Source organism: Marinobacter sp. DSM 26671 (assembly GCF_900112835.1).
Lineage (GTDB): Bacteria > Pseudomonadota > Gammaproteobacteria > Pseudomonadales > Oleiphilaceae > Marinobacter > Marinobacter flavimaris.
In genome coordinates, this window is the sequence record NZ_FONF01000001.1 from 434,557 (window position 1) to 459,279 (window position 24,723).

Annotated in this window: 20 protein-coding genes; all 20 read right to left on the minus strand. The window is 54.5% G+C overall.

All coding sequences use genetic code 11. The annotated features are described in order from the left end of the window. Window positions 1-86: 86 nt before the first annotated feature. Window positions 87-1,112 (minus strand): SDR family oxidoreductase, encoded by a 1,026-nt coding sequence (locus tag BM035_RS01715; protein ID WP_092029987.1) that lies wholly within the window; start codon window positions 1,110-1,112, stop codon window positions 87-89. Beyond that, window positions 1,105-2,874: an asparagine synthase-related protein gene (locus BM035_RS01720; RefSeq protein ID WP_092029989.1), complete on the minus strand. Its 1,770-nt coding sequence runs from the start codon at window positions 2,872-2,874 to the stop codon at window positions 1,105-1,107. Before BM035_RS01720 ends, BM035_RS01715 begins: the two co-directional genes overlap by 8 nt. Window positions 2,875-3,140: 266 nt before the next feature. Then, the gene (gene glmS / locus BM035_RS01725; protein WP_092029990.1) at window positions 3,141-4,982 is read right to left on the minus strand and encodes a glutamine--fructose-6-phosphate transaminase (isomerizing); all 1,842 of its coding nucleotides are present in this window, start codon (window positions 4,980-4,982) and stop codon (window positions 3,141-3,143) included. Window positions 4,983-4,997: 15 nt separating this feature from the next. Then, window positions 4,998-6,593, minus strand: coding sequence for an alpha-D-glucose phosphate-specific phosphoglucomutase (locus BM035_RS01730; RefSeq protein WP_092029992.1), 1,596 nt, complete (start codon window positions 6,591-6,593; stop codon window positions 4,998-5,000). A 209-nt stretch (window positions 6,594-6,802) separates the two neighbouring features. Beyond that, window positions 6,803-7,339, minus strand: coding sequence for an acetyltransferase (locus BM035_RS01735; RefSeq protein WP_217646295.1), 537 nt, complete (start codon window positions 7,337-7,339; stop codon window positions 6,803-6,805). Window positions 7,340-7,582: 243 nt separating this feature from the next. After that, a complete protein-coding gene (locus tag BM035_RS01745; protein ID WP_254775339.1) occupies window positions 7,583-8,332 on the minus strand; it encodes a YdcF family protein in 750 nt (249 codons plus the stop codon). 69 nt (window positions 8,333-8,401) lie between these two features. Beyond that, entirely contained in the window at window positions 8,402-9,277 is an 876-nt protein-coding gene (locus BM035_RS01750) for a hypothetical protein (RefSeq protein ID WP_139216007.1), read from the minus strand. Between the two features lie 68 nt (window positions 9,278-9,345). Then, window positions 9,346-9,561 (minus strand): hypothetical protein, encoded by a 216-nt coding sequence (locus tag BM035_RS01755; protein ID WP_092029997.1) that lies wholly within the window; start codon window positions 9,559-9,561, stop codon window positions 9,346-9,348. A 119-nt stretch (window positions 9,562-9,680) separates the two neighbouring features. After that, on the minus strand, window positions 9,681-10,847 hold the full coding sequence (locus tag BM035_RS01760) for a nucleotide sugar dehydrogenase (RefSeq protein WP_092029999.1): 1,167 nt from the start codon (window positions 10,845-10,847) through the stop codon (window positions 9,681-9,683). Between the two features lie 40 nt (window positions 10,848-10,887). Next, window positions 10,888-12,153: a Vi polysaccharide biosynthesis UDP-N-acetylglucosamine C-6 dehydrogenase TviB gene (gene tviB, locus BM035_RS01765; protein WP_092030001.1), complete on the minus strand. Its 1,266-nt coding sequence runs from the start codon at window positions 12,151-12,153 to the stop codon at window positions 10,888-10,890. 64 nt (window positions 12,154-12,217) lie between these two features. Further along, complete coding sequence (locus BM035_RS01770; protein ID WP_254775341.1) at window positions 12,218-13,354, minus strand: glycosyltransferase family 4 protein; 1,137 nt, start codon at window positions 13,352-13,354, stop codon at window positions 12,218-12,220. 102 nt (window positions 13,355-13,456) lie between these two features. After that, on the minus strand, window positions 13,457-14,500 hold the full coding sequence (locus BM035_RS01775) for an EpsG family protein (protein WP_092030005.1): 1,044 nt from the start codon (window positions 14,498-14,500) through the stop codon (window positions 13,457-13,459). A gap of 32 nt (window positions 14,501-14,532) precedes the next feature. Next, on the minus strand, window positions 14,533-16,506 hold the full coding sequence (asnB, locus tag BM035_RS01780; RefSeq protein ID WP_092030007.1) for an asparagine synthase (glutamine-hydrolyzing): 1,974 nt from the start codon (window positions 16,504-16,506) through the stop codon (window positions 14,533-14,535). 3 nt (window positions 16,507-16,509) lie between these two features. Then, window positions 16,510-17,595, minus strand: a complete 1,086-nt coding sequence (locus BM035_RS01785) for a glycosyltransferase family 4 protein (RefSeq protein WP_092030008.1) — start codon at window positions 17,593-17,595, stop codon at window positions 16,510-16,512. After that, on the minus strand, window positions 17,592-18,806 hold the full coding sequence (locus BM035_RS01790) for a glycosyltransferase family 4 protein (protein WP_217646296.1): 1,215 nt from the start codon (window positions 18,804-18,806) through the stop codon (window positions 17,592-17,594). The genes BM035_RS01785 and BM035_RS01790 overlap by 4 nt, the downstream gene beginning before the upstream one ends. A 43-nt stretch (window positions 18,807-18,849) precedes the next feature. Continuing rightward, on the minus strand, window positions 18,850-19,929 hold the full coding sequence (locus BM035_RS01795) for a glycosyltransferase (RefSeq protein ID WP_092030012.1): 1,080 nt from the start codon (window positions 19,927-19,929) through the stop codon (window positions 18,850-18,852). A gap of 34 nt (window positions 19,930-19,963) precedes the next feature. Continuing rightward, on the minus strand, window positions 19,964-21,154 hold the full coding sequence (locus BM035_RS01800; protein WP_092030014.1) for a polysaccharide pyruvyl transferase family protein: 1,191 nt from the start codon (window positions 21,152-21,154) through the stop codon (window positions 19,964-19,966). A 1-nt stretch (window position 21,155) separates the two neighbouring features. Beyond that, the gene (locus tag BM035_RS01805; RefSeq protein ID WP_092030015.1) at window positions 21,156-22,109 is read right to left on the minus strand and encodes a glycosyltransferase; all 954 of its coding nucleotides are present in this window, start codon (window positions 22,107-22,109) and stop codon (window positions 21,156-21,158) included. Further along, window positions 22,106-23,623, minus strand: a complete 1,518-nt coding sequence (locus BM035_RS01810; RefSeq protein WP_092030017.1) for an O-antigen translocase — start codon at window positions 23,621-23,623, stop codon at window positions 22,106-22,108. The genes BM035_RS01805 and BM035_RS01810 overlap by 4 nt, the downstream gene beginning before the upstream one ends. Then, the gene (locus tag BM035_RS01815; protein ID WP_092030019.1) at window positions 23,623-24,720 is read right to left on the minus strand and encodes a DegT/DnrJ/EryC1/StrS family aminotransferase; all 1,098 of its coding nucleotides are present in this window, start codon (window positions 24,718-24,720) and stop codon (window positions 23,623-23,625) included. The genes BM035_RS01810 and BM035_RS01815 overlap by 1 nt, the downstream gene beginning before the upstream one ends. Window positions 24,721-24,723 lie beyond the last annotated feature (3 nt).

The window sequence follows — 24,723 nt, forward strand, 5'->3', positions numbered from 1 at the left end:
GAGAAAGGTTGGTTTGATGGTCTGTTGGTCAAAAGGCGGCGCTAAAAGGGAGAGCACCGGAAAACGAGGAACAACGTGGCAGGCGCTCAGCTCGTGTGGCTGAGATACCAGGGCAATGCAGCAGCGAGACCGGCTCGTATATCGTGGGTAGGCTGGAAGCCAAGGTATTCCCGGATCTTGCTGATATCGGCCTGGGAATGACGAACATCCCCCGGCCGGAAATCGCCGTAAAGCGGTGAACGGCTGTAGTCGCGCTTTAGGGCGGCCATTTCGCACGCCAGGGAATCAAACAATTCATTCAGGCTGGTCCGGTCCCCCACCGCCACGTTATAAACCTGATCCCTGGCTTCCTCGCTGGCCATGGCCGCCAGGATATTGGCCTGCACGGCATTGGCCACGTAGCAGAAATCCCGGCTGGTTTCGCCATCGCCATTGATGGTCAAGCGCTTGTCCGCGAGCATGGCGTCCACCCATCGGGGAATAACAGCCGCATAAGGGCCGTCGGGGTCCTGGCGCGGACCAAATACATTGAAGTAACGCAACCCTATCGCCCTGAACCCGTAGTTGCGCGCGAACACGCTGGCATACAGCTCATTGACCAGCTTGGTCACCGCGTAGGGCGACAGCGGCTCGCCGATACGATCTTCCACTTTCGGCAACGCGGGATGATCCCCGTAGGTAGAGCTGGACGCTGCGTAAGTGAAACTTTCGACCCCCTCATCCCGGGCCGCTACCAACATGTTCAGAAAGCCGTTGATATTGGCGTCATGACTGGTCAACGGATCATCCAGGGAACGGGGTACCGAACCCAACGCCGCCTGATGCAACACGTAATCCACGCCCCGCACCGCGTCCCGGCAGGTCTGCAGATCCCGGATGTCCCCTTCAATAAACAAAAAGTTCTTCCAGTTGGACGCGCCGACCGCATCCCGGACTTCCGCCAGATTCTCCGGATGCCCGGTGGCGTAGTTGTCCAGCCCCACTACCCGCTGCTTATTCTCCAGCAACCACTCCAGAAGGTTGGAGCCGATAAACCCTGCAACGCCGGTCACCAGCCAGGCTTTTGGCGACTCCCGCAACTGCGTCTGGCATTTGTTGAACGCTTTACTCATACATCCTTACCTCATCGCCAATCGTCAGGCAGCCAGCCGAAAAGCGTGCCCTTTGTAACTGTTTCAGGTTTCGTTGCCAGGCGACCAACTGCAGCATCGGCCACAGTGCCTGTGAATAATTGCCGTTTCGGCGAAGGTGGTTTTTCCATAAACGGCGAACGGCACCAGGTTCCAACGCGGGCACATCGGCCAGACTACCCGGGCTGAGAAGCTCCTCTGCCCAGTCCCGAAGCGGACCCAGCAGCAGGCGGCCAATATCCACTCTCGCCGCTCCGCCACACCCCTCCACCGCAGCACGGGGCACCTCCCAGAACAGCGCCTCTTTCAGCGGCCAGGCCGGCTCACCATCGCGCATTCGCACAGACACCGGGATACGCCAGGCAAGGTATAGAATCCGCGGATCCAGGAAGGGGTAACGCACCAAAGGCGCGGATTGCTCCGTTTTCATCACCGAAAGGCTGTCCAGCTCCCCGGGCAAATTCCCGATCAGGTCCGACAACAGCAACCATTCCTGATCGGTTAATTCACTCAATCCACGGGGAAGTTGTGATCGGGGCAAGGAGTCGATATCCGGAGACAGGAAGGGCCTTATGGCAGGATTGACCGCTCTGCGCGCCTCACAGAACTCCCGGAACGAGCTGGCGGCTAAACCTGCCGGCCCCCGAGAGGGCCACAGGGCCAGCGTCTGGCTTATCAGCCGACGTGCAGAGAGAGACATTCCGGAAATCCTCTGCCAAATCCGGGGCAGCCGGACATGATCCGGGCGGCCACCAAACAGCGCCGCAGCTCCCTCGCCCGCCAGTAAACGGGGCACTTCCCGGGCGGCATACTGTCGTAACAAACGGGCCGGCAGCAGTTCCGGCCGCCCGCACGGCTCCGGCGCCACAATCCCGTCATCGGCCAGCCCACCGGCAATCCAGTCGCACACGGCTGTATCAGAAAAGCTGAACGTGGTGTGCCGGGTACCGAGATGATCCGCCGTCACCCGGCCCAGACCGGGTAGGGTTGACCGGGAGCCGGATTCCAGTTCCAGGGAGAAACTCGGCACCGGAAGCAGGGAATCCCGCTGCATGTACGCGGCAATCAGCGAGCCTGGCACACCGTCATCCAGCAGGACGCCACAAGGGCCTGTCCCGCGCAGATAAGCATCAACTGACAACGACACCCTGTCAGTACAGCGGTATACCGCACTGGCCAGATCGCCATAGGGCTCCCTGGCCCGGGCGGATTCCACATCCAGATACGCCGACCACCACAGCCTGGGCTCAGGATGCCGACCCTGTGATAGATCAAACGCTGAATAGTCAACAAGACCACCGGGCGGCAGCTTGTGAACTCGGGATAGAAGACATTCGCCTGCCGGAACCTGACCGAATTCCAGAAACGCCGGCAACACATCCATATCCAGTTCCGGCGTATGCTGGCTGTCCACAAACAAATCAGCAGGGTGAGTACCGCAAGCCAGCTCACCATCCACGAAACCGTAGTAAAACGGCTGCTCACCGAACCGGTCCCGGGCCAGGGTGACGGTGCCCCGCAGCCTGTCGCGGATCACCAACACAAAGGGCCCACGGAGAAAATCCAGCGTGCGATCAATACCCCACGCGGAACATGCCAGGCTCAGGGTCTCGCCAACACTGCTTTTTTTGGCGCCCGGATGATGCTCACGGGCCGGATACAACTTGTCCTTCACATCAGACAAGTTGTCTACCTGGCCGAATACAGCAACCGAGTAATCAAGGTTGCGGACGTTCAGATTCATTGGGTACGCAGATTGAGGGTAAGGATTGAGTGGATGCCTGATGCCGATTTCCGGTAAACGGGCACGCTACCGCACGGGTTTGATACCACGCGGATTCAGGAAGCACAGAGAAAACGAACATATTTCGAATACGATACAACGCATAGTATACGCATATCAAGTACAGTGTAGACAAAATAAAACCACACCGCGTCCATAGGCCGGCGTGGTTGAGATATCGATTAAAAACTCACCGCAAACGAATCAAGCGCAACCGCTGCGCCCGGTCACTCTACGGTCACGCTTTTGGCTAAATTGCGGGGTTTATCGACATCGGTACCTTTCATCAACGCCACGTGATAGGCCAGCAACTGCAGTGCAACTACATGCAGGACCGGCGACAAAACCCCATAGTGCTCCGGCATCCGCAATACGGATACACCCGGCTCATCCTGTACCTGACTGTCTGCGTCGGCAAACACATACAGCATTCCGCCCCGGGCACGCACCTCCTGCATATTCGCCTTCAGCTTTTCCAGGAGGTCATCATTGGGCGCCACAACCACCACCGGCATATTGGCATCCACCAACGCCAGCGGGCCATGCTTGAGCTCACCGGCAGGATAGGCTTCAGCGTGAATGTAGGATATCTCCTTCAGTTTAAGGGCGCCTTCCAGGGCAATCGGGTAGTGATGGCCACGGCCCAGGAACAGCGCGTGATGCTTGTCGGCAAACTGCTGCGCCATGGTCTTGATCTGTGGTTCCAGGGCCAGCACTTTTTCCACCGCCACCGGCAGATGCCGCAGCTCCTTGAGATACCGCCGCTCGTTATCCCCTGTCAGCGAACCACGGTGCCGTGCCAGCAACAACGTAAGAAGAAACAAGGCCGCCAGCTGCGTAGTGAAAGCCTTGGTGGATGCCACCCCTATTTCCGGGCCGGCCCGGGTAATAAAGTTCAGGGCCGTCGCGCGGGTGAGGGACGATTCCGGCACGTTACAGATCGCCAGGGTACGGTGATGTCCGATGGCTTTCGCGTGCTCCAGAGCCGCTAGTGTATCGGCGGTTTCTCCGGACTGGGAGATCACCACAACCAGCTGACTGGCCCTGGCTACCGATTGGCGGTATCGGTATTCACTGGCAACTTCCACGGTGCAGGGGATGCCGGCAATGGCCTCCAGCCAGTAACGGGCCGTCAACCCGGCATAAGAAGAGGTGCCGCAGGCCAGGATCAATACCGAATCCACCGCCGCAATCAACCGGACCGCCCCCACGCCGAAACACCGGGCATCGAAGGCTTTATCGTTTCCTAACATCTCCAGGGTATTGCCCAGGGCGCGGGGCTGCTCGAAGATCTCCTTCTTCATGAAGTGGTCAAAGCCGCCCAGCACCACGGCTCCGGCATCCACACCCGACTGAACCACCCGCCGGGTTATACTTCGCCCCTGCTCATCGGTCATCTCAACCCCGTCCAGGGTCACCCGCGCCACGTCGCCGTTCTCCAGATACATGATCTTGCGGGTCACCGTTACCAGTGCAGAGGCATCCGAGGCGGCGTAAAACCCATCCTCAGCCATGCCAATCATCAGCGGCGAGCCCTCCCGCGCCAGCACCATACTCCCTGGCTCACACACCCGTACCACCGCCAGTGCGTAGGCCCCCTCCAGCCGGGTGACCGTATAGCGCACAGCCGCAAACAGATCACCATAGCCTTCGCCGATCTCCCCATCCAGGCAGGCCTGAATCAGGTGGGCTACGGTTTCGGTGTCGGTATCCGAGGTGAAGGCATAGCCCAGAGCCCGCAGCTGCTCGCGCAACGCTTCATGGTTCTCGATAATGCCGTTGTGCACAACTGCCAGGCCGCCGGAAACATGGGGGTGGGCATTGCGCTCCTCCGGGCCGCCATGGGTGGCCCAGCGGGTGTGGGCGATACCCAAAGACCCCGAGACGCCCTGCTCCGCCACCCGTTCTTCCAGCCGGGATACCCGGCCCACCGCCCGCAGGCGCACCAGTTCGTCATTGACCAGGGCCAGCCCGGCGGAATCGTAACCCCGGTATTCCAGTGTTTTCAGGCCACCAATCAGAAACGGCACCACGTTCGAAGCGCTTACCGCGCCAACAATTCCGCACATAACTATGTCCAGCTATCAGGTGTTCAGGAGCAACCGGGCTTCACCCAGCAGGCTTTCCAGGTGCAGCTCATCCACAAAACTTTCCGCGTAAATCTTGAATAACGCTTCGGTGCCACTGGGGCGCGCGGCAAACCAGCCGTTGCGGGTGGACACTTTGATCCCTCCGATAGGCGCGCCATTGCCCGGAGCATGGGTAAGCACCGCCTCAATCGGATCACCCGCCAGGTAGTCGGTATCAATGTCGCCCGGCCCCAGGGCGGCCAGGCGGGTCTTGTGGCGGTCTGTAGCAGGCACATCAATGCGGCGATAATGGGAGGGGCGGTCACGGGCCATCAAGGCCTGGTAATAGGCCGAAGGCGTTTTGCCAGTCACCGCCAGAATTTCCGCCGCCAGCAGGCACATCACAATGCCGTCCTTGTCGGTACTCCAGGGCTCACCGTTAAACGTCAGAAAACTGGCCCCGGCGCTTTCCTCACCGGCAAACGCCAGCTCGCCACTGGCCAGCCCCTCTACAAACCACTTGAAGCCCACAGGCACCTCATACACCTCATGGCCATGATCTCCGGCCATCCGGTCAATCAGGCCGGAGGAGACCAGGGTCTTGCCTACCTTTAATGAACGGGGCCAGGATGGCCGGTGCGAGAGCAGATAATTCACACACACCGCCAGGAACCGGTTCGGGTTCATCAGCCCCTGGGTATCGGCAATGCCGTGGCGGTCGGCGTCCGGGTCATTACCGAAGGCCAGATCGTAGCTTGTGGTCATGGCCAGAATATTGCCCATGGCATGGGGGCTGGAGCAGTCCATGCGGATTTTGCCATCGTGGTCCGGCGGCATAAACGAGAAATCCCCGCCCAGGTTCCGGTTCACAACATCAATCCCCAGATCATGCCGCTCGGCAATGGCATCCCATACCCTGAGCGCCGCGCCGCCCATGGGGTCAACCGCCAGTTTAAGATTCGCGGTGCGAATCGCGGCCAGGTCGACAACCTGCTCCAGCGCCTCAACGTAAGGCGTCACAAAATCCCAGGGCGTGGCCTGTTTCTTCGCCAACGGCAGAGACATCCGCTGCACACTGCCATGGCCGCCCGCCAGCAGTTCATTGGCCCGGGTTTCAATCCAGGCTGTCACACCGGTGCCTGCCGGGCCGCCATCCGGGCCGTTGTACTTGATGCCACCGTCCTCCGGCGGATTGTGGGAAGGCGTGATAATCAGCCCGTCCGCCAGTCCCGCCTGGCCGGAATCCAGATAAGGCGCGCCCTGGTTATGGTCGAGAATGGCAAACGACACCAGCGGCGTCGGCGTATAGCCACCGCAGGCTTCCAGGCGAACCTCAACCCCGTTGGCCACCAGCACCTCCACCACCGTGTCCAGTGCCGGTGATGACAGCACATGGGTATCCCGACCCACGAACATGGGCCCGGTAATGCCCTGCTCGCGGCGCCAGTCTGCCACCGCCTGGGTAATCACCAGCAAGTGATCCTCATTAAACGACCGGGCCAGTGATGACCCACGGTGCCCCGAGGTGCCAAAGCAAACACGCTGGGCTGGTACCTGCGGGTCCGGCTTGAGCCGGTGATAGGCAGACAGCAGTTCGGAGATATTGATCATCGTGTAAAGACACCTGTGATAGCGGATAATGCGGAAAAGCAGGTATGGGCAGTGGCGCAAAGCAAGAATGTTGTCGGGGCCAGGAACCTGAATCGCGTTTTGAGTGGTCACTTATAGCGACCATAGCAGGGGGCTTACGTGGGATTTTAGAAATTCAGAGTATCGAAAGCGTCGCTACAGGCCCTGCGACTCTTCCAACCGTTCATTCATTACTCAGAAATATGAGTGTACATAGTCCGGAGAGTTGATTCGGCATCGTCGGCCAAATCAATCAGTGTAAAACCCTGCCTTTCATACAGCTCAATAAGCTTCGGAGAGTCCTCGCACTCGAGGATAATGATACGTCCACCGACAAGGGCTTTAGCAGCTGAAACTACGGAATATACTTCATCAAGCAGTTTGAGGAGGTTCACCGGATTCTTTTCGAGACCGGTGTTTTTGCCTATTTGGCCAATCAAAAATGCTCGTATCCGCTCAGCATTCTTGCTTATACCGTCTAATTGTTTGATCCGACTCTTACTGAGTACAGTGTCTTCCAGCAAGAGTTCCTTAAAAGACACTGAAAAGTAGCCGAGGATTTTCGCCGTTGCATCGTCAATCACCAGATAAGTTCTGGCGTTCGCAGTTTTTTCAAAGCGGATAGCTTTTGAGGGCTGGGTGAGGAAGTCTTCAACATCAGGATTACGACAGCAACGAAAGCTGCTGAGGAGTTTCAGAGTTTCATCTTCTCCGAACTCTCTCAGCAAGTCTCCAAGCTGGACAATCGTTGTTTTAATAGCCTGATACCCCGTTTACTCTCAGCTTTATAGTCGCGCTTTTTAATTCTGACGATGCGGGGGTGCTTAAGATCGTAGTGAATCCGGTCGATCGATTCTTTATCCCTGACTACAAAGCCTTTATCAAAAGATACAGTAGCCATAGGCACCTCTCTGATTAAAGTTCACCTATGAGAATAGCAGAATTAATGCCCAACCCTCAATCAATTCTCCTCAACGCCCGAGCCACCGCCCCAGAAATTCCTTCAACGCCTGGCCGCTGTCGTCCAACGCCGCGGCCGAAGGCAGCCAAAGCCGCCAGACCGGCCGGTTAGCTACCGAATGGTCGGCGGCCACGGGAATCACCTTCAGGCCCCGGGCCCGGAACAGGGCAACGGCACGGGGCATATGCAGCGCGGAGGTCACCAGAATCACCTCCCCGATGCCCCGCTTGCCCAATAAGTCGCTGGCAAATTGCGCGTTCTGCCGGGTCGTGCGGCTGTTTTCCTCGAGCAACATCGCGGACGCCGGCACCCCCATATCCAAAAGAAAGCGCTGCATCGCCTCAGCCTCGGACATCCGGCTGAACCGGGCGTCACTGCCACCGGCCAGTATCAGCAACGGCACCTTGCCGGCGTGGTAGAGCCGGGCCGCATGCCACACCCGGTCGGCACTGGCACCCATGTCCGGGTACAGATCATCGTGCCCGGCAGGGGCAATGCCACCACCTAGCACCACGGCGGCTGATGCCTGGGGCACCTCGGCCATGACCAACGACGGGTACGGGCTTTCAAGAGCGTTTCGCAGAAGAAGGCTCGCAGCCGGCAGGGCCCAGACCAAGAGCCAGACAATGGCAAACCCGCCGGACACAACCGCCAGCCGGCGGCAACGAAAGGCAACCAGAAAAAGCGCCAGGCCGCCGAAGAACAGGGCGGTGCCCAGCGGGGCGATCAAAGCCGCCGCGACTTTAGAAATGAAGAACAAAGCTTTGGTAATGCCTGTAGGACAAAACTCAAGAAAGGTAAGGGAAACTGATGCTACCCTGATCGAATACTAGCTATCGTGAAAACCGGCAAATGCCGTACAACGCTCGCGCTGATATTTCAGGTAAAGCCGTGTATCAAATAAACGGCAGGAACGAATGTCCCGAGTCGGCAACGCAACCTCGAAGTCTGACTGGGTCGCCAAAGGCTGGTTATCTTCAGGCTCCTCACCTTTGCCAGTCGAATCAGAGCGCTGGTGTTTTTCATAGAGCTGGTCATAGTAATCAGTGATCACCAACTCAAGCGACTCCTTGCTCCTGAAACCGCTCATATAAGGCAAAATTCTGACCATGTCATTCGTATCCGACGGATCAATTGCACCGGACAGATACCCCACATAAACCTTCCGATCGGTCATCGTCAGACAAATCGGTTTTTCCTCGCGTAGGGCATTCAGAAGGATGCGTTCGAGATCCGCGTTCAGATATTCAATGGCATGTTTTAACGGTCTGCGCGAGGTGAGGCTATAAAGAGCGATCGGTATCGAACTGCCACCTTCAAGGGTCGCCGCCAGCGACGATTGCCAGTCAGCGGGCCAACGCCTGATAAGTTCCGCCCAATTCAAAATGTAACCGCCCAACAAGCCCAGCGACAGGCAAAGAATCATAGAGGCGATGAGCATCTCTGAAATGATTCCACTGCTCCAAGGCAATGACGATGTCATCTCTGGCCAAATTGCCAAGACGCTTTCTTGAGGGAGAACCGATGAACGGAAATGCAGTACAAGGGCAAAGGCAAGCACAAACAGCCAGACACCCCAAAAGGCAGCTCGAAAGTAAATCCGCTGAGGCGGTTGTCTGAGAAGCAAATACCTTGTCCAATGCCAGGTCGACACAAAAACATAACCCGACATTACAGTAAGAAAAGCGATGAGAGCTTGAAACATCCTTGTTTCCGATCAGATCCTATATGTAGGTTGCAGGTAGCAGAATACAGACATATGGGCCTGCCGGACTATGCCTGGGCTGACTTGCCCCGGTAATCCTTGGCGGAAAGCTCCCTCAGCTTACGGACATCGGCAAGCTGATTCCGGACAGCAGTGGACCTCAGCACTTCATCCGCTTTGGTATAGGCGATTCCATCACCTGCAACATAGAACGGAGCGTGTTTGATCCCGTTTTCACCGGAGTGTTTGCGGAGCGCATGGATCAGCCATTTTTTCAGAAACACGAAAACACCTCATTTGTCCGCAACAGTATTTTTTACCAGTCTAACCCTGATCCCACATCCGTGCCAACCTAAGGGTACCGACCCAGCAACCACCCAAGGTTACCAGCCTTATCAGCTATTCAATCACTCCCAAACAAATCCCGCGTATAAACCTTATCCTTGTATGGCTCCAGCTCCGGCACCAGCCGATTGGAGATAATCACATCGCTCACCTCCACAAACTGCTGAAAGTCGCGGATCACTTCGGATTTGAAAAACTCGTTTGCAGTAAGAACCGGCTCAAAGACCACCACAGTAATGCCCTTTGCCTTGATGCGCTTCATCACGCCCTGCACGGCCGAGGCCCGGAAATTATCCGAGCCGGCTTTCATGATCAGCCGATACACGCCCACCACAGCCGGCTTGCGGCGAATGATTTCATCGGCGATGAAATCCTTGCGGGTGCGGTTGGCATCCACAATTGCCTTGATCAGGTTGTTGGGCACTTCGGAGTAATTTGCCAGCAGTTGCTTGGTGTCCTTGGGCAGGCAGTAGCCACCATAGCCGAAAGAGGGGTTGTTGTAGTGAGCACCAATGCGCCCATCCAGGCATACCCCCTCAATAATCTGGCGGGTGTTCAGGTTATGGGAGGAGGCGTAGGTATCCAGCTCGTTGAAAAACGCCACGCGCATGGCCAGGTAGGTATTGGCAAACAGCTTGATGGCTTCGGCTTCCGTGGAATCCGTCAGCAATACCGGCACATCCGGATTCCGACAGCCTTCCCGCAGCAGCTCCGCAAAATGCTGGCCCTGGATGCACTGGCTGCCGACCACAATCCGGGAGGGATACAGATTGTCATACAGCGCCCTGCCCTCACGCAGGAATTCCGGCGAGAACACAATCCTGTCGGTCTGGAAGGTGTCGCGCAGCTGCGCGGTATAACCCACGGGTACCGTGGATTTGATCACCATGGTGGCCCGGGAATTCACTGCCATCACATCACGGATGACCGCTTCAACCGAAGCGGTATTGAAGTAGTTGCTCTGTGGGTCATAGTCCGTGGGTGTGGCAATCACCACGAAATCCGCCCCTTCATAGGCCAGTCTCGTATCCGTTGTCGCTCGCAGTGACAACTCATCACCCCGGAGAAAGCCCTGGATCTCATCGTCCTCAATGGGCGATTCGCCGCGGTTGATCATCGCGACCTTGCCCACATCAATATCCAGGGCAAACACATCGTGGTTTTGTGCCAATAGCACGGCATTGGACAGACCGACATAGCCGGTTCCGGCGACAGCGATTTTCATAGCAGGTTTCCGTGTTTCAGCGGGGGGAGAAAGAGAAGGTTTACAGTCGCAAATCGGAATGCTCGGCGGGCAGAACACCTTTAAGGTCAAAAACCAGACCGTTTTCCTGTAACAGTGCCCGGTATTGGGCACCGGAGAGGCAGGCATACTCATTGTGGGCGACGGCCAGCACCACAGCAGCGTATTGCCCTGGCTCAGGGTCACTTACCAGGGTAATACCGTATTCCTTCCGGGCCTCGTCCGGTTCCGCCCAGGAGTCGGTGACATCAATCCGGCAGCCGAACTCTTCCAGCTCGGCAATCAGATCCACCACCCGGGTGTTGCGCAGGTCCGGGCAGTTTTCTTTAAAGGTCAGGCCCATCACCAGCACCCGGGAACCGGCGATGGTCAGCCCGGCCCGGATCATGGCCTTGATCAGGGCAGATGCGGCGTAGGCCCCCATGTTGTCGTTGATGCGCCGCCCGGCCAGAATGATCTCCGGATGGTAGCCAATGGCCTGGGCCTTGTGGGTCAGGTAGTAGGGGTCGACTCCAATGCAGTGGCCACCCACCAGGCCGGGCTTGAACGGCAGGAAGTTCCACTTGGTGCCCGCCGCCGCCAGCACCTCGTGGGTATCAATGCCAAGACGGTGGAAGATCATCGCCAGTTCATTCATCAGCGCGATATTCACATCCCGCTGGGTGTTCTCGATCACCTTGGCGGCTTCCGCCACCTGGATGGAACTGGCCATGTAGGTGCCGGCGGTAATAATGCCCGCGTACAACAGGTCCACTTTATCGGCAATCTCCGGGGTGGAACCGGAGGTGACCTTTTTGATGGTCGTAACCCGGTGTTCCTTATCCCCCGGGTTGATCCGCTCAGGGCTGTAGCCGGCAAAGAAGTCCTTGTTGTAGACCAGCCCGGACACCCGCTCCAGCACCGGCACACAGACTTCCTCCGTGGCACCGGGGTAGACGGTAGACTCATAAATCACCAGATCCTCGGGCTTGAGCACCTTACCCAGGGTTTCACTGGCGCGAACCAGTGGTGTGAGATCTGGAGCGTTGTATTGGTCAATCGGTGTCGGCACGGTAACAATGAAAATGCTGCACTGCTGCAGATCTTCCACTCGATCCGTGAATGAAAGATACACCGCCTCTGCCAATTCCTCACCGGACACTTCCCGGGTTTTGTCGTGGCCGCTCTGCAGCTGCTGAACCCGGTCGGAATCAATATCAAACCCGATCACCGGGCGCTTCGAGCCAAAGGCAGCCGCCAAAGGCAAACCCACATAACCAAGGCCAATAACCGCAATGGTTTCCTGCATTCAAAACTCCATGTTTAAACAAGAAAAAACGAAAAAAACTGTAGAAGGAGTCAGATGAAAACCTTCATCTGACCCCGTTCTTACTCGGCGAGACTTCGCCTACATCCAGGCTGCCACTGAGACACTGCAAATAAGCCCGCACCACAATCGCCTCATCAAACTCCGCTTCCATCAGCCGCCGCGCCGCCAATCCAGCCTCCTGAAGCTGCTCAAACGACCGCTCAATGGCCAGAATCATCTGTTCAGCCAGGGAATCCGCATCCCGAACCTGGCACAGCCAGCCGGTCTTACCGGCGCGAATGGCATGCCGGCAACCCGGCACATCCGAGACAATGGCCGGCCGGCCCATGGCCGCCGCTTCCAGCACCGTGCGGGGCATTCCCTCCCGGTATGAGGGCAACACCAGTACATGTGCCTGGCGCAGCAACGGGCGAACATCGTCGGTCTCGCCCCGGTAATCGATATACCCGGCCTTCACCCAGGCATCCAGTTCTTCCCGGGTAATCGCTGTGCGGTTGGAAACCCCCAGAGGCCCCACCAAAAGGCAGCGCGCTCGCGGGTACTTCTCACGGACCAGTTCAGCCGCCCGGGCATACTCCTGAACACCTTTATCCCCCAGCAGGCGGGCTACCATCACAAAGGTAAAGGGAACCGGCTGCGGCAAGGGGCTGAAGACAAAACGGGCGAGATCCATGCCGGAACCGGGTAGCACGTGGGTTGGCGTATTTCGCAGCAACCCGTGACTCATAAACAGGTTATGGTCCTCACGGTTCTGGAAGAACACCCGCCGGGCCCCACGGTTGGCGATGCCATACAGCGAACGCACCCGGCGGAACAGCCAGCTATCATGAATAAAGGCGGTGCCCAGGCCGGACACGTTATTGGCGTAGGGAATGCCCAGTGCCCGGCACACTAGCCCGGAATAGATATTGGCCTTGACGGTAAAATTGAACACGAAAGCCGGTTTCAGGCGCCGGATAGCAGACCCCAGGGCTAGGAGGCTGCGGGCCTCCCCCAGAACACTGGTGCCCTTGCCATCCAGAGCCAGAGGCTGGTGGCACACCCCCAACTCCTGCTCCAGACGGCAGGAAAATTCATCGATGGGCGACAAAGCCACGACGGTATAACCGGCCGCTGTCAGGGCCAGGATGGTGCCGCGGCGAAAGTTGTAGAGATACCATGAGGTGTTAGAGACAAGCACCACCGGGCCTCCGGCGGTAGCCGGAGGCCGATTAAGGGAAGTCATAGGTAAATTCAGCAGATAGTCAGCGTTAGGCCATGGGCAGGCCCGGGAACAATCAGGCTATTGCACCAGCCAGATCATTTGATAAGGAAGCCAGGCAAAGGCATGCGCGGCAAAGTTCAACCAGACAAACTGCACCAGTGCGTAGTAAGCCACAACACCCAGAACAATCATGGAGCGCCAAAACACATCATTACTTATCAAGTGCAAGCGAGCAAATAAGAACAACTGGATCGGGATCAGATACAGTGCCACCCGATCCGTCGCTGTCGAGGACAACAGCACCAAAGGAATACAAACGATGGACAATACCGCCATCCACCACCAAAGACGGCTCTCTGAAGGTTTCAGGTCAAGCCGATTGCGAAGCAGAACAAACAACAGGGCCGGCACTGCATTCATCATTACCCGGATAAAGCCGCCCGAGGACTGATAATCCGCCTCCACGTAGTTGGTCCAGAGTGCATCTGCAGAATCAAACAAAAACAGATAGCCCCCCAGCAGGGTCATCAACCCCACCCAAAAGCCAACCCAGATCCGGTTTCCGCCGGATGCCAGAGCGGCTATGGGTATCATCAGCACAGCGGATTTATGAAAAGCTGCTGCAATCAGAACCCAGAACACGAACGCCCGTAACTTTCCGTCTCCGAGCGCGACCAACCCCAGCAAAACAAACCCCAGCGCCGTGGCCTGGCGGGTATACCCCATGGCCACAACCATAATCAGGTAAGGCACAGCCACCAACAGAGCCAGCCAGGGCAGTGGCTGGCGAAGGGCAAACCGGATCACGCCGGCCATCAACACCAAGCCACACAGCCCGTTCACCCAAAAGATCGAACCACCCAAACTGCCAACCAACCAGTTCACCAGGTAGTAGCCTGGATCTCCCCGTTTTAAAACCTCAGGGAAAGTCAGGGCCGAGCCGCGTTCCAGGTAGTCGAGATAGGCATACCAATCACCTCCTACCTCAAATCGCAGCCCGATGGCCAACGTAAACACAACCGCAATGAGCCAAAGCACACGTTGCCGAGATCGGGCATCAAGGAGTTCGGGGGAAAATACGCCAACGGCCGGGATAAGAAACAACAACCAATAAGGAAGCATTCAAGCTCTATTCACAGAGGGTGAAACCAACATCAACGAACAGACGGTTGCCAATGCCGTTGCCAGGCCAGGAGTTGCAGCACCGCCCAAAGCTGCTGGGCATAGTGGCCATGGCCTTTCAAATGCAAATGCCAGAGTTTCCGAATGGCCGCAGTATCAAGCATTGGAAGAGACGATAAACTGAGAGCAGAAAGCAGATCTTCTGCCCATTCTCTCAACGGCCCATGCAACCAGTCATCTAGCGGAATCGCAAACCCCATCTTGGGCCGCTCAATCAGTTCCCTCGGAACATGGCGATAAAGTATCTGGCGCAAGGCCCACTTGCCCTCACCATTTCGCACCCGCATATTCAATGGCAACTGCCAGGCAGCTTTAAATACGTCTGGATCAAGGAAGGGTGCCCTCACCTCAAGGCTGCTGGCCATGCTGGCACGGTCCACTTTCACCAGCACGTCATCCACCATGAAGTTGAGGGTATCCATCAACATCATCCATTCCACCTGATCAAAGCCTGCCAAGGCGGGATACAGATCCTCGACGCCATTGCCAGATCGGCAGTCAGGCCTTAACAACTGTTCAGGGTGGCGATTCATAGAGGCCAGGCCACCGTAAAGCGCCCGGTCTGAGCCACAGGCAAGCACATCGGCCAGCTTGTACAACTTCTCGCCAAAGGTACGAATCCGGTACCTGGAAGGCAGAACCTTGCTGCCCAGGGCCATCATCCGATCGTATCCAGACGAAGGAACCAGTTTCAGCATGCGCCCCAGGGTTTGCCGCATCGGCAAAGGCATTCGGCTCAACTTGTGCCACACTCTCGGCACCCAGACATATCGGTTATAGCCACCAAACAGCTCATCACCCGCATCACCACTCAAGGCAACCGTTACATGCTGACGGGTAAGGGCTGATATTAGACAGGTAGGTAATTGAGATGAATCAGCAAACGGCTCATCGTACAGCTCAGGCAACTTCGGCACGAGGTCCAAAGCCATCTGCGACGTTGCCCTGAGTGTTGTGTGCTCTGTACCAAGGTGGGCCGCAACCGCTGCGGCATGTTCTGACTCGTCATAACGAGGGTCGTCAAAACCCACCGAAAAGGTTCGAATCTTCTGGCTGCTCTGGCTCTGCATCAGCGCCACAATGAGCGAACTGTCTACACCACCGGAAAGAAAGGCCCCAAGGGGTACATCTGCCGCCATCTGCTGGCTAACCGAAGCAGCCAACGCCTGCTCTGCATTGTCCAGGGCCATGGCAGGGTTATTGTTCCGGCCCTCCAGTGCAATGCGCGCCGCCCCAACGGGAGACCACCACTGCAGCACCGAAGGCAGCACCCCGTTACGGGCATCCGAAAGCGATATTTTCAGTAAGCAGCCCGGCGGTAGCTTGAACACACCCTTAAAGACACTCTGTTGCCCGCCCACGCAACCAAAGCGGAGGTAGTTCTCTACCACATTGGGCTCGAGCTCTCCCCTCCATCCCGGGGCCCGCTGAAGCGCTTTTAGCTCAGAACCAAACACCAGTGCACCCGCCACCAAACCATAATAGAGAGGCTTTTCCCCGAATCGATCCCGAGCCAGGGTAAGCATTTGCTCTTCGCGATCCCACAGGGCAATGGCAAACATACCGGTTGCCATTTCGAGGGTTTTTTCGACGCCCCATACGGTGAACGCACAGAGCAAGGTTTCAGTGTCGGAGTGTCCCTTCCAGCCTGTAGGTGCCCTCCCGGAAGACTCCAGCTCTCTGCGAAGTGCGCTGTGATTGTAGATTTCGCCGTTAAACGCCACCACAAAGCGTCCACAATCCGAATGCATGGGCTGATGGCCTGCAGGCGACAAATCCACAATCGAAAGGCGCCTATGCCCCAACCCCAGACCTACCGGCAGATCTTCCCAAACTCCCGAATCATCTGGGCCGCGGCGAGTAATAGCTTCGGCCATATGTTCCAGAGCAGGCTTGAGAGCAGTGCCGGAAGGAGCGCCCGTAAAAATACCCGTAATGCCGCACATGATTCAGGCGTTACCCCGCTGCTGCACGACGCTCCGGAGAATACCGGCCAAAACCGGGGCCTGTACCTGCAGAGAATACTTCCGCTCCACTGCTTTCCGACCGGCCATTCCAAGCTCGGATTGCAGGGGCCTGGAACTGAGAATTCCTGTCAAAGCCTGCGCCCACTCGCTAACCGATTCAGCCAGTTGCCCACAGCAGTTCTCATTCACGATCTCGAAATTAACCCCAACCGGCGAAGCCACCACTGGAACACCACAGGCCATATACTGAATCAGCTTGTAACCACATTTGCCCTTTTCCCACGGACCATCTTCAAGTGGCATGATGCCCACATCCATTTGGGCAACGAGGGCTGCTTCGGATTCTTCAGTCCACCGCACAACATCCACCGGAATCCCTGGTAATTGCTCCCGCACACTCTCTGTAGCTCCAACCAGCAGCAAATGAGCTCCCGTTTCGTCACAGACTTTTTTCAGAGCATCCCGAATATCGACGACATAACGCTGCGTGGAGGGCGAACCAATCCAGCCAATTATCGGCTTCTTGGGTTGATCACGTTTTCCATATTGATATCGTTCGCTATCCACCACGGTAGGAATTCGTTCAATACGACGCGCACCGGCCTTTCGTGCTCGCGAACCCAGGTACTCGTTACCGGCAACGACACAGGCAGCATTGCGCATCACCCCATCAATTTTCTTTCCCAATAACCCTCTGATAAACCGGCTTCCAGAGAGATCATAGTTATGGAAAACCGCATCATCGTAATCAACAACGTAGGGCTTACCGAACAATCTCAGCAATCGCTCTGCAAAGGCTGGAAAATAGGGAAATACTTCGTACTCAATCCACAACACGTCATACCGAAAGACTGTCAGCAAAACGAAAAGCCGCTTCAAATACAACACAAGCGAGCGCATCTTCGAACGTCGCCCTTCCGCGTAGAGTTCTGTGAGGTATTCGTCATCAAACAAACTACTTACCGTAACCTCGATACCTTCGTCGGCCAAAGCAGGAAGGTATTGCAAGGAGCGCAACCGGGAACTGGCTCCCATGCGAGGGTACTTCGATAACAGCAGTACCTTCATTTGAGAATGTCCCGGTAAAGCTCCCGATAGGCTTGGGTACCCGCCTGAAGAGAAAAAACTTCCTCCGCCGCACACCTGCAACGCCCAGGCAACTCGGGATCCTTCATCAGCTCCTCTAGCTCTCTAGACGCCGACTTCATCGCTTCCGAAGTGCCCTCAGTCACCAAAACACCCACACGATATTTCTGGATGATTTCGGCTACATCCCCAACACCCGGGTTAGCGACAACGGGCAAGCCACAACCTAGAATTTCCGCCATGCGGGTTGGAGATCGACCTAACTCAGAGACCTCGCCGCCGGCATAAAACATGACCGACGCAGCATGCCGTTGAACAGCTTCATGCACATCGTGAGAAGGCATCGAGTAAATTTTTAACCTTTCATTGAGATCGTCAGCCAGACTCAGGTGCTTTCTTACCTCACCGGGATCATCCCGAGTAACAATTTCAAAACTTGCAGTCGGTTCATGCGATCCAATCTCTTGAAAGAAAAGCCGGAGCCAATCCAGGCGAAACCAACCGCTTAGCACTGTGCCCAAACAACTGAAGACAGCCCCGTTTTCTTCAGCAGAATTTCTATCTTCCGCATCTAGTGGCACAAATCGGTTGAGGTCAGCACAGGTTGGAATGACAACTAACTTCTGGTCTTGAAGTTCATCCGGGTAAATTTTACGAAGATAAGATGCCGCCGAATTGGTAAGCGAAACCACCACCGCGGCGTTTTTCAAACATGACCGCTCAACCCAAGTAATCGCCTTGTGCATGATCGAACCGCGTTTCAAGCGACTTGCAGTGATCAGCTCCTCCGGCCACAGCGCCCTCATATCAAAGATAAAGGGCGTACCGGTCAGCTTATGAACTAGCAAGGCAACGGAAGCAGGAATATAGGAGCGCGCGTGAATCAGTTCTGCGTTACCCCTGCGGACTTCCCGAAGGCACAGGAACAGAAAAACAATCATGCTCCAGGCTGGAGCAATCACTTTTGGGCGATGGTGAAACCGCTGTGGCAGCCAACGGATTCCATGCCTGACGCATTCATTCTGTACACTCTCGAGTGCTTGCTGGTTTGTTCGATCCTCTGGCTTTTCGAAACTAATCAGAGAGACTTGGTGATTTTTTGATAACCCTTTCAGATAGGAAAGAACCTGGCTTTGGCCAAGAGGCTCCAGCATTCCATTGCGGGTGATATACAAGACCGTTTTTTTCTTCAAAGAAAAGCCCCAAATTCAACTGGCAATTTTTTCTGATCAAGAATCAGCGAAACATCACATCGAGATACTGTTGGGCGATAACATCAAGCGAGAAATCTCTAGCTCTCCTTTTGAGAGCATCCCTATCAGGCTCTTCACGAAGGGAGGCTAGCATTCCGGACGCAAGGGCTTCGACATTTGCCGGAGATACCAATCTTCCATATCGCCCCTGCTCTAAAATCTCCGTCGGCCCAACGGGACAATCCGTACTCACAACCGGCAACCCATACTCCATGGCCTCAACAATCACATTCCCAAAGCCCTCATAATCCGAGGACAATACAAACAAATCAGAGTGGGCGTACCAAGGCCCTGGGTCTAATGAAAATCCCGGGAGTAGAACCCTGCCGTGAAGGCCAAGGCCATCAATCTGCCGCTCTAACTGCTCACGCATTTGCCCCTCCCCAAGAATACAGAGGGTTGCCGAAAGGGAAGCTGGCAGACGAGAAAACGCTTCAATCAGGAGATCATGCCGCTTAACCGGCTTCAGAGTACCAACTGTGAGAATGATCGGCCCTGGGCACCCGCTGAGTTGTTCGGGGCACGCGGCATTAACGTTGACTTTCCCTAATGCGGCCGGGTTATGGATTACCGTGAACTGTTCGCGGGGGAGGCCGGACAATGTTGCCAGATCGTCAGCAATACCGCAGGAAACAGCGACTCTCACATCTGCCAATGGGTAGCACATACGCTGGGAGGCCCGCATCATAAGCCGGTGCAATCGCCCATAGCGACCATAGGCAATGGACAAAGGCGAGTGTTCGCTGATAAGAACGCGTCCCTTATACCCAGCCAGTCTAGCAGCAAAAGGAGCAAGTATCGTAAGAGGCCACATGGCGACGATAATCGCGTTTGGCTTGCTCTCTTTTAAATACTCCACCAACCGCCAGAGAACGCTTCGAATTCTGGCGGATTTCAAATCTACTACTTTTGCCGATGCCGGTAGATGGCCCAGCAACTCTCCAGTGGCATTCTGCAGAACGAACTCTGTTGAAACACCTGCGTGCGCCCACTCATCAGCTAAGTTTACGTGGAGCCGCTCGGCGCCACCAGGGCGGAGGTCTGGAAGAATAATAGAGATCAAAAGCCAATCCCCTTGCTCTTTTCATGGATGCAAATTACAAAGACATGGTTCCTATTTGATTTAACACTTTGTCACGAACCATTTTTGAGCTCTCAACCACTAAAGCAGTTGAAGGGGGAGAAACCCTCCGAATTTTTTCTTTCACAATCCGACCGACTTCATCATCTACAAAATCACGCAAATCTATAATCCGATCTTCCTGCGCAACCACTGACCAAACACCTTCAACTTTCTGGTCCCAGTTTATACAAACCGGATTACTTTTAGAAATATAGGACAAGATACCCACATGCATCCTAGTTGCAACAACTCGTTCGATACTTACCAAAAATCTTAGCAGTCCATCCAAAGATTGTGGATGAAAAATAGCCACTTTAACTCCGGTCTTTAAGTAGATAAAAGATTGTATACTTATGCATTCCTGATAATCTTCATCTGAACCAGAAGTAAATAGACAAAAATCAACACTATCCTTGCTCAAAAAGTCATAAATTCTGAAATAACCTTCAAGAACTTCATCCCTTTCTATTGAAGCACTATCTAACTTACCTGCAATCATCGAGTTAATGCTCATCACATTGATAGCAAAAGAACCCGATCTTCGAACACCTTCAACAGGCAGATAACTATTTTTCAGTGAAAATGCTAAGTCGGGAGTAACAAAACACTTCCCATTCACTGGAACTCTATTCAATGTCCGTTTTAAAGATTCAGAATCTCGAAAAAATAGGAATTTGCTTCTTTTTAAAATACCATCTACAAGCCACCAAGTTAGACCATTCATCCTACTATCAACACCAATGCCCAAAAACACGTATGGAACATCTAATTTTTTCAATATTTGATCAAGTACAAGTAATCGATCACAGAAAAGTGATGAGTTATTTTTTATAAGCTGACCGCCCCCTACAACTACTAAGTCCGCACCCCGAATTTCTTCCAAACACTTCTCTCTATACCGAACTCGCTCTCCTAAAAGGTACCACCGGATCCTAGCTTTAATAATTGGAGGTATAAATTTAGAAAACTTTCGAGATAAGAAATGAAGGTTGGACGAATTGAATTGACGGACATCTTTTCTATGTGACGGCACTGTACTGAATGGTAAAAATTTAACGGAGTAAAATGGCGAGAGAATATCATTTAAGGCGTCGGCAATTGCTCGATCACCAAGATTCTTAGAGGCACTTTCCGACACGATCACAGCAACAGGTTTTTTATTCATTTTACTTCACTAACTTCATATTCTTAAAAAACAAAAGTAATGTTTGTTTAATATCGAATTTAGGATGCCTGAAAATGAAAAAACAGTCACTTAAGCTCAACCTACTCCCACTTAAACTTCTTAAGCTAACAATTCGAGCCCTTAAATCAGACTTCATCCAACTGCGTATACTTTTCACTTCACTGAAATTTAGGAGCCCAAGCTCTGCTGCCTTGGAAAGATCGCTTTCATATTGATCATAAATTTTCTCTATTTTCATCGAGATCAGAGACTCAACGCCACTTAAGTTGTTATCATGCCGTCTGTATAAAACACCTTTCTTTGGTGACAATATATTATCCCCCATGATCAAAGACCTTAACAGCAGTGGAGTATCTTCTGTCGGACAATCCTCTCTCAAGGGACCAAAAACTTTAAATAGTTCTTTTCTAAATGCCCGACATGCTCCAAATGTTACATGAGTCCACGATAACAAATCATTAAGACATTGAACGCTTTCGGCATTCTTATTTTTCGAAATAATTTTCTCTGAAACCACTCTTCCGTCTTCATTAATAACGTCGCCAGACATAAGCACTGATGTCGCCGTTGGATTTTTACAAAGCAATTCAACCGACTCGGCCGTTCTCTCCGGAAGTGAGACATCATCACCCGCAGCCAGAACAACGATTTGGCCATTGGAATCCATCAACACTGAGTTAATATGAGCGGCTAGTCCCAAATTTTGTCGATTCCGTCGCACCGAGACTCTATGGTTGCCCTCATAACTTGAAACCACATCCTGCATAATTTCGAACGACCGGTCCGTTGAACAGTCATCGGACAAAATAATTTCTAAAGGTTCATAGGTCTGAGAAAGCGCCCCGAGAACGGCATCACGAATATATTTCTCTTGATTAAACGCAAATAGGGCGAACGTCACTACCGGGTGTTTGCAATCTGTATCTTGTATCATTTTACAATCCTGATCGGCCAGCCTAGTCTGGCATATAGTTTATAACCTTTACCCGCCAACCGGCCTTCCGGTCCTGTTTTCTCCAATACAATTCGCAACCCCAGAATACCAGTTGCAACTGCAACTAATGGTGAGAAAATAAAGCCGACGGTCGGGACTATCAGCGATACAGCCAGTAGTCCGATCGCTAATAACACCTGCAATCCGAATAATTGTAGGGAGAGCGACTGCCAACGAAAGCTTCGCAAATGCCTAACTAGAAGGTAAACCGTGACGAAATAAACGATGTACCCCAGCAAAAATGCTACACCGGTCATATCAAGACCAACTATTGGCAGCAGCAACCAGATCAACGCCAAGAACACCAGATTAAAGCTAAGTTCCATGAAGAAATATATTCGGGCATGAGCACCCGCAACAATCGCAAAACTCATCGCCCAACTGGCCAGCTTGAACACATTTCCAACCGTCTGCCACTGCAGGAGCGTCGCGGCTGGCCCAAAGTCACTGGCATACAGAAGAGTAATGAGCCAAGGAGCCCAACCAATCAGCAGCAATAACACGGGTCCACCAATGGCGAGACCCAGTTGCGCCTGATCGTTCATCAACCGGTTGGCCGCGTCTCGGTCGTGAATCACTTCAGTCAGTCGCGGGTAATAATCGGCACCCATGGCGCCGAGCAGGAAACCGACGTAGGTCATGGTAATGCCCCATGCAGCGGCAAAATAGCCGGCAGCGTCTAATCCTAGCTCCCGGGTTACTATTGCTCGCACCAGTAACAGCGTCCCCGTTGTTGCAAGCCCTCCCGCCATGAATGCCGCACCAAGGCGCGCCATCGGCTTCCAGGTTGCCCATATCTCTTTGAAGCCGATAGACGGACGGTCAGCTTCCCGTGGAAGCTTGCGAATAAAAAACAAAGCTGCCAAGAGGTTCGCTAGCGGTTGCACAATTAAAAACCAGATCAGGCCGGCCCGTCCGAGCCACCAAACCGCCAACAAACCAATCAGTGTAGCCGCTATGGCACCCATGACGGTTACCCGGCCCAGATCACCGATTCTTCGCAGGCCCTGAAGCAGTGTGGTGTGTGCCGTCGCCAACAGCATTAACAGGATGGCGATGCCTACCAATCCAATCTCAGTGGAGAGAGAGGCATCGCCTGTCAACCAAACCGCCAAGGGCTTACGAAACACCCATACTGCGACCATGGCCAGCGTACCTTGCACCAGGTGAGCCGCCAGAAGGACGCGGCTAACCCGGTTCAACGTCTCCGCGTCACCCTTCGCACCGGCGATTTGCCTAACTCCACTGGAGCCCATCCCTAGACCGGCGGCATTGCCGACCATCTGCTGGAGGTTGTTGTAGATTCCGAACAACCCGATACCAGCCGGCCCCAAAAGCACTGCTAAAACTTTCATGCGGATGATGGAAAGGAAGATATTGACCACTTGGGCGGAGCCGATCACCAGCATGGATCGGATCAGGCCGCGCGAGTTAGAGGCGTTGGAAGTGCTCATTAGAGGAGATTAGTCGCCTCTACCACTTGACTCACCTGCTCAGGTGTCAGGTGTGGCCCCATAGGAAGGCTAAAGACCGAGCGGTGCATTTCTTCCGTCAGCGGTAACGCCATTTCAGAGAACGCCTTGTATGCTTGTTGATGATGCGGCGGCACCGGGTAGTGAATCAACGTCTGCACGCCCTGCTCAGCCAAATACTTCTGCAGTTCATCTCGATGGACCGAACGCACAACAAACAAGTGCCAAACATGGCTTTTGCGATTGCCTACTGCAGGCAACTGAATACGCGGACTATCAATGTGCGCGAGGTAATACTCCGCCACATTTCGCCGGCTTTCGATTTCGTCATCCAGATTGCGCAGTTTTACCCTCAGCATGGCTGCCTGGATCTCATCCAGCCGGCTGTTTACGCCCTGATAGAGATTTTCGTACTTCTTGTGGCTGCCGTAATTCCCCAGCGCTCGGATAGTTCTGGCCAGTTCTTCGTCATCGGTGGTTACGGCACCCGCATCCCCCAGTGCTCCAAGGTTTTTCCCTGGGTAGAAGCTAAATCCGGCCGCGTGGCCCCAGCTGCCGGCTTTTCGGCCACCTATGCTGGCTCCGTGTGCCTGGGCGGCGTCTTCCAGTACCAGCAGGTCGTGTTTATACGCCAGTTGCATCAACTCTGGCATTGGGGATATCTGGCCATAGAGGTGAACGGCAACGATGGCTTTGGTATTGGGGGTGATGGCCGCAGCGGTTTTTTCAGGGCACAGGTTAAAGGTGGCCTCGTCCGGCTCGACCAGTACGGGCTTTAACCGGTTTTCGGTTATGGCCAGTATGCTCGCGATGTAGGTATTGGCTGGCACGATAACTTCGTCGCCCTCTTTCAGTTTGCCCATCTCTTTCCAGGCTCTGAGGGTGAGGGTGAGCGCATCCAGGCCGTTGGCTACGCCTATGCAATATTTGCTGCCGCAGTAGTCGGCGAACTCTTCTTCAAAAGCTTTGACTTCGGTTCCCTGGATGTACCAGCCGGAGTCGATTACACGGGTGGTGGCGGCTATGAGTTCGTCTCGGTACTGAGCGTTGAGGGCTTTAAGGTCTAGGAAAGGGATCACAGA

Coding starts and splice junctions, on each gene's coding strand:
- BM035_RS01715 (WP_092029987.1), bottom strand. CDS start 1,112: ATGAGTAAAGCGTTCAACAAATGCCAGACGCAGTTGCGGGAGTCGCCA.
- BM035_RS01720 (WP_092029989.1), bottom strand. CDS start 2,874: ATGAATCTGAACGTCCGCAACCTTGATTACTCGGTTGCTGTATTCGGC.
- glmS (WP_092029990.1), bottom strand. CDS start 4,982: ATGTGCGGAATTGTTGGCGCGGTAAGCGCTTCGAACGTGGTGCCGTTT.
- BM035_RS01730 (WP_092029992.1), bottom strand. CDS start 6,593: ATGATCAATATCTCCGAACTGCTGTCTGCCTATCACCGGCTCAAGCCG.
- BM035_RS01750 (WP_139216007.1), bottom strand. CDS start 9,277: ATGTTTCAAGCTCTCATCGCTTTTCTTACTGTAATGTCGGGTTATGTT.
- BM035_RS01760 (WP_092029999.1), bottom strand. CDS start 10,847: ATGAAAATCGCTGTCGCCGGAACCGGCTATGTCGGTCTGTCCAATGCC.
- tviB (WP_092030001.1), bottom strand. CDS start 12,153: ATGCAGGAAACCATTGCGGTTATTGGCCTTGGTTATGTGGGTTTGCCT.
- BM035_RS01775 (WP_092030005.1), bottom strand. CDS start 14,500: ATGCTTCCTTATTGGTTGTTGTTTCTTATCCCGGCCGTTGGCGTATTT.
- asnB (WP_092030007.1), bottom strand. CDS start 16,506: ATGTGCGGCATTACGGGTATTTTTACGGGCGCTCCTTCCGGCACTGCT.
- BM035_RS01785 (WP_092030008.1), bottom strand. CDS start 17,595: ATGAAGGTACTGCTGTTATCGAAGTACCCTCGCATGGGAGCCAGTTCC.
- BM035_RS01800 (WP_092030014.1), bottom strand. CDS start 21,154: ATGAATAAAAAACCTGTTGCTGTGATCGTGTCGGAAAGTGCCTCTAAG.
- BM035_RS01805 (WP_092030015.1), bottom strand. CDS start 22,109: ATGATACAAGATACAGATTGCAAACACCCGGTAGTGACGTTCGCCCTA.
- BM035_RS01810 (WP_092030017.1), bottom strand. CDS start 23,623: ATGAGCACTTCCAACGCCTCTAACTCGCGCGGCCTGATCCGATCCATG.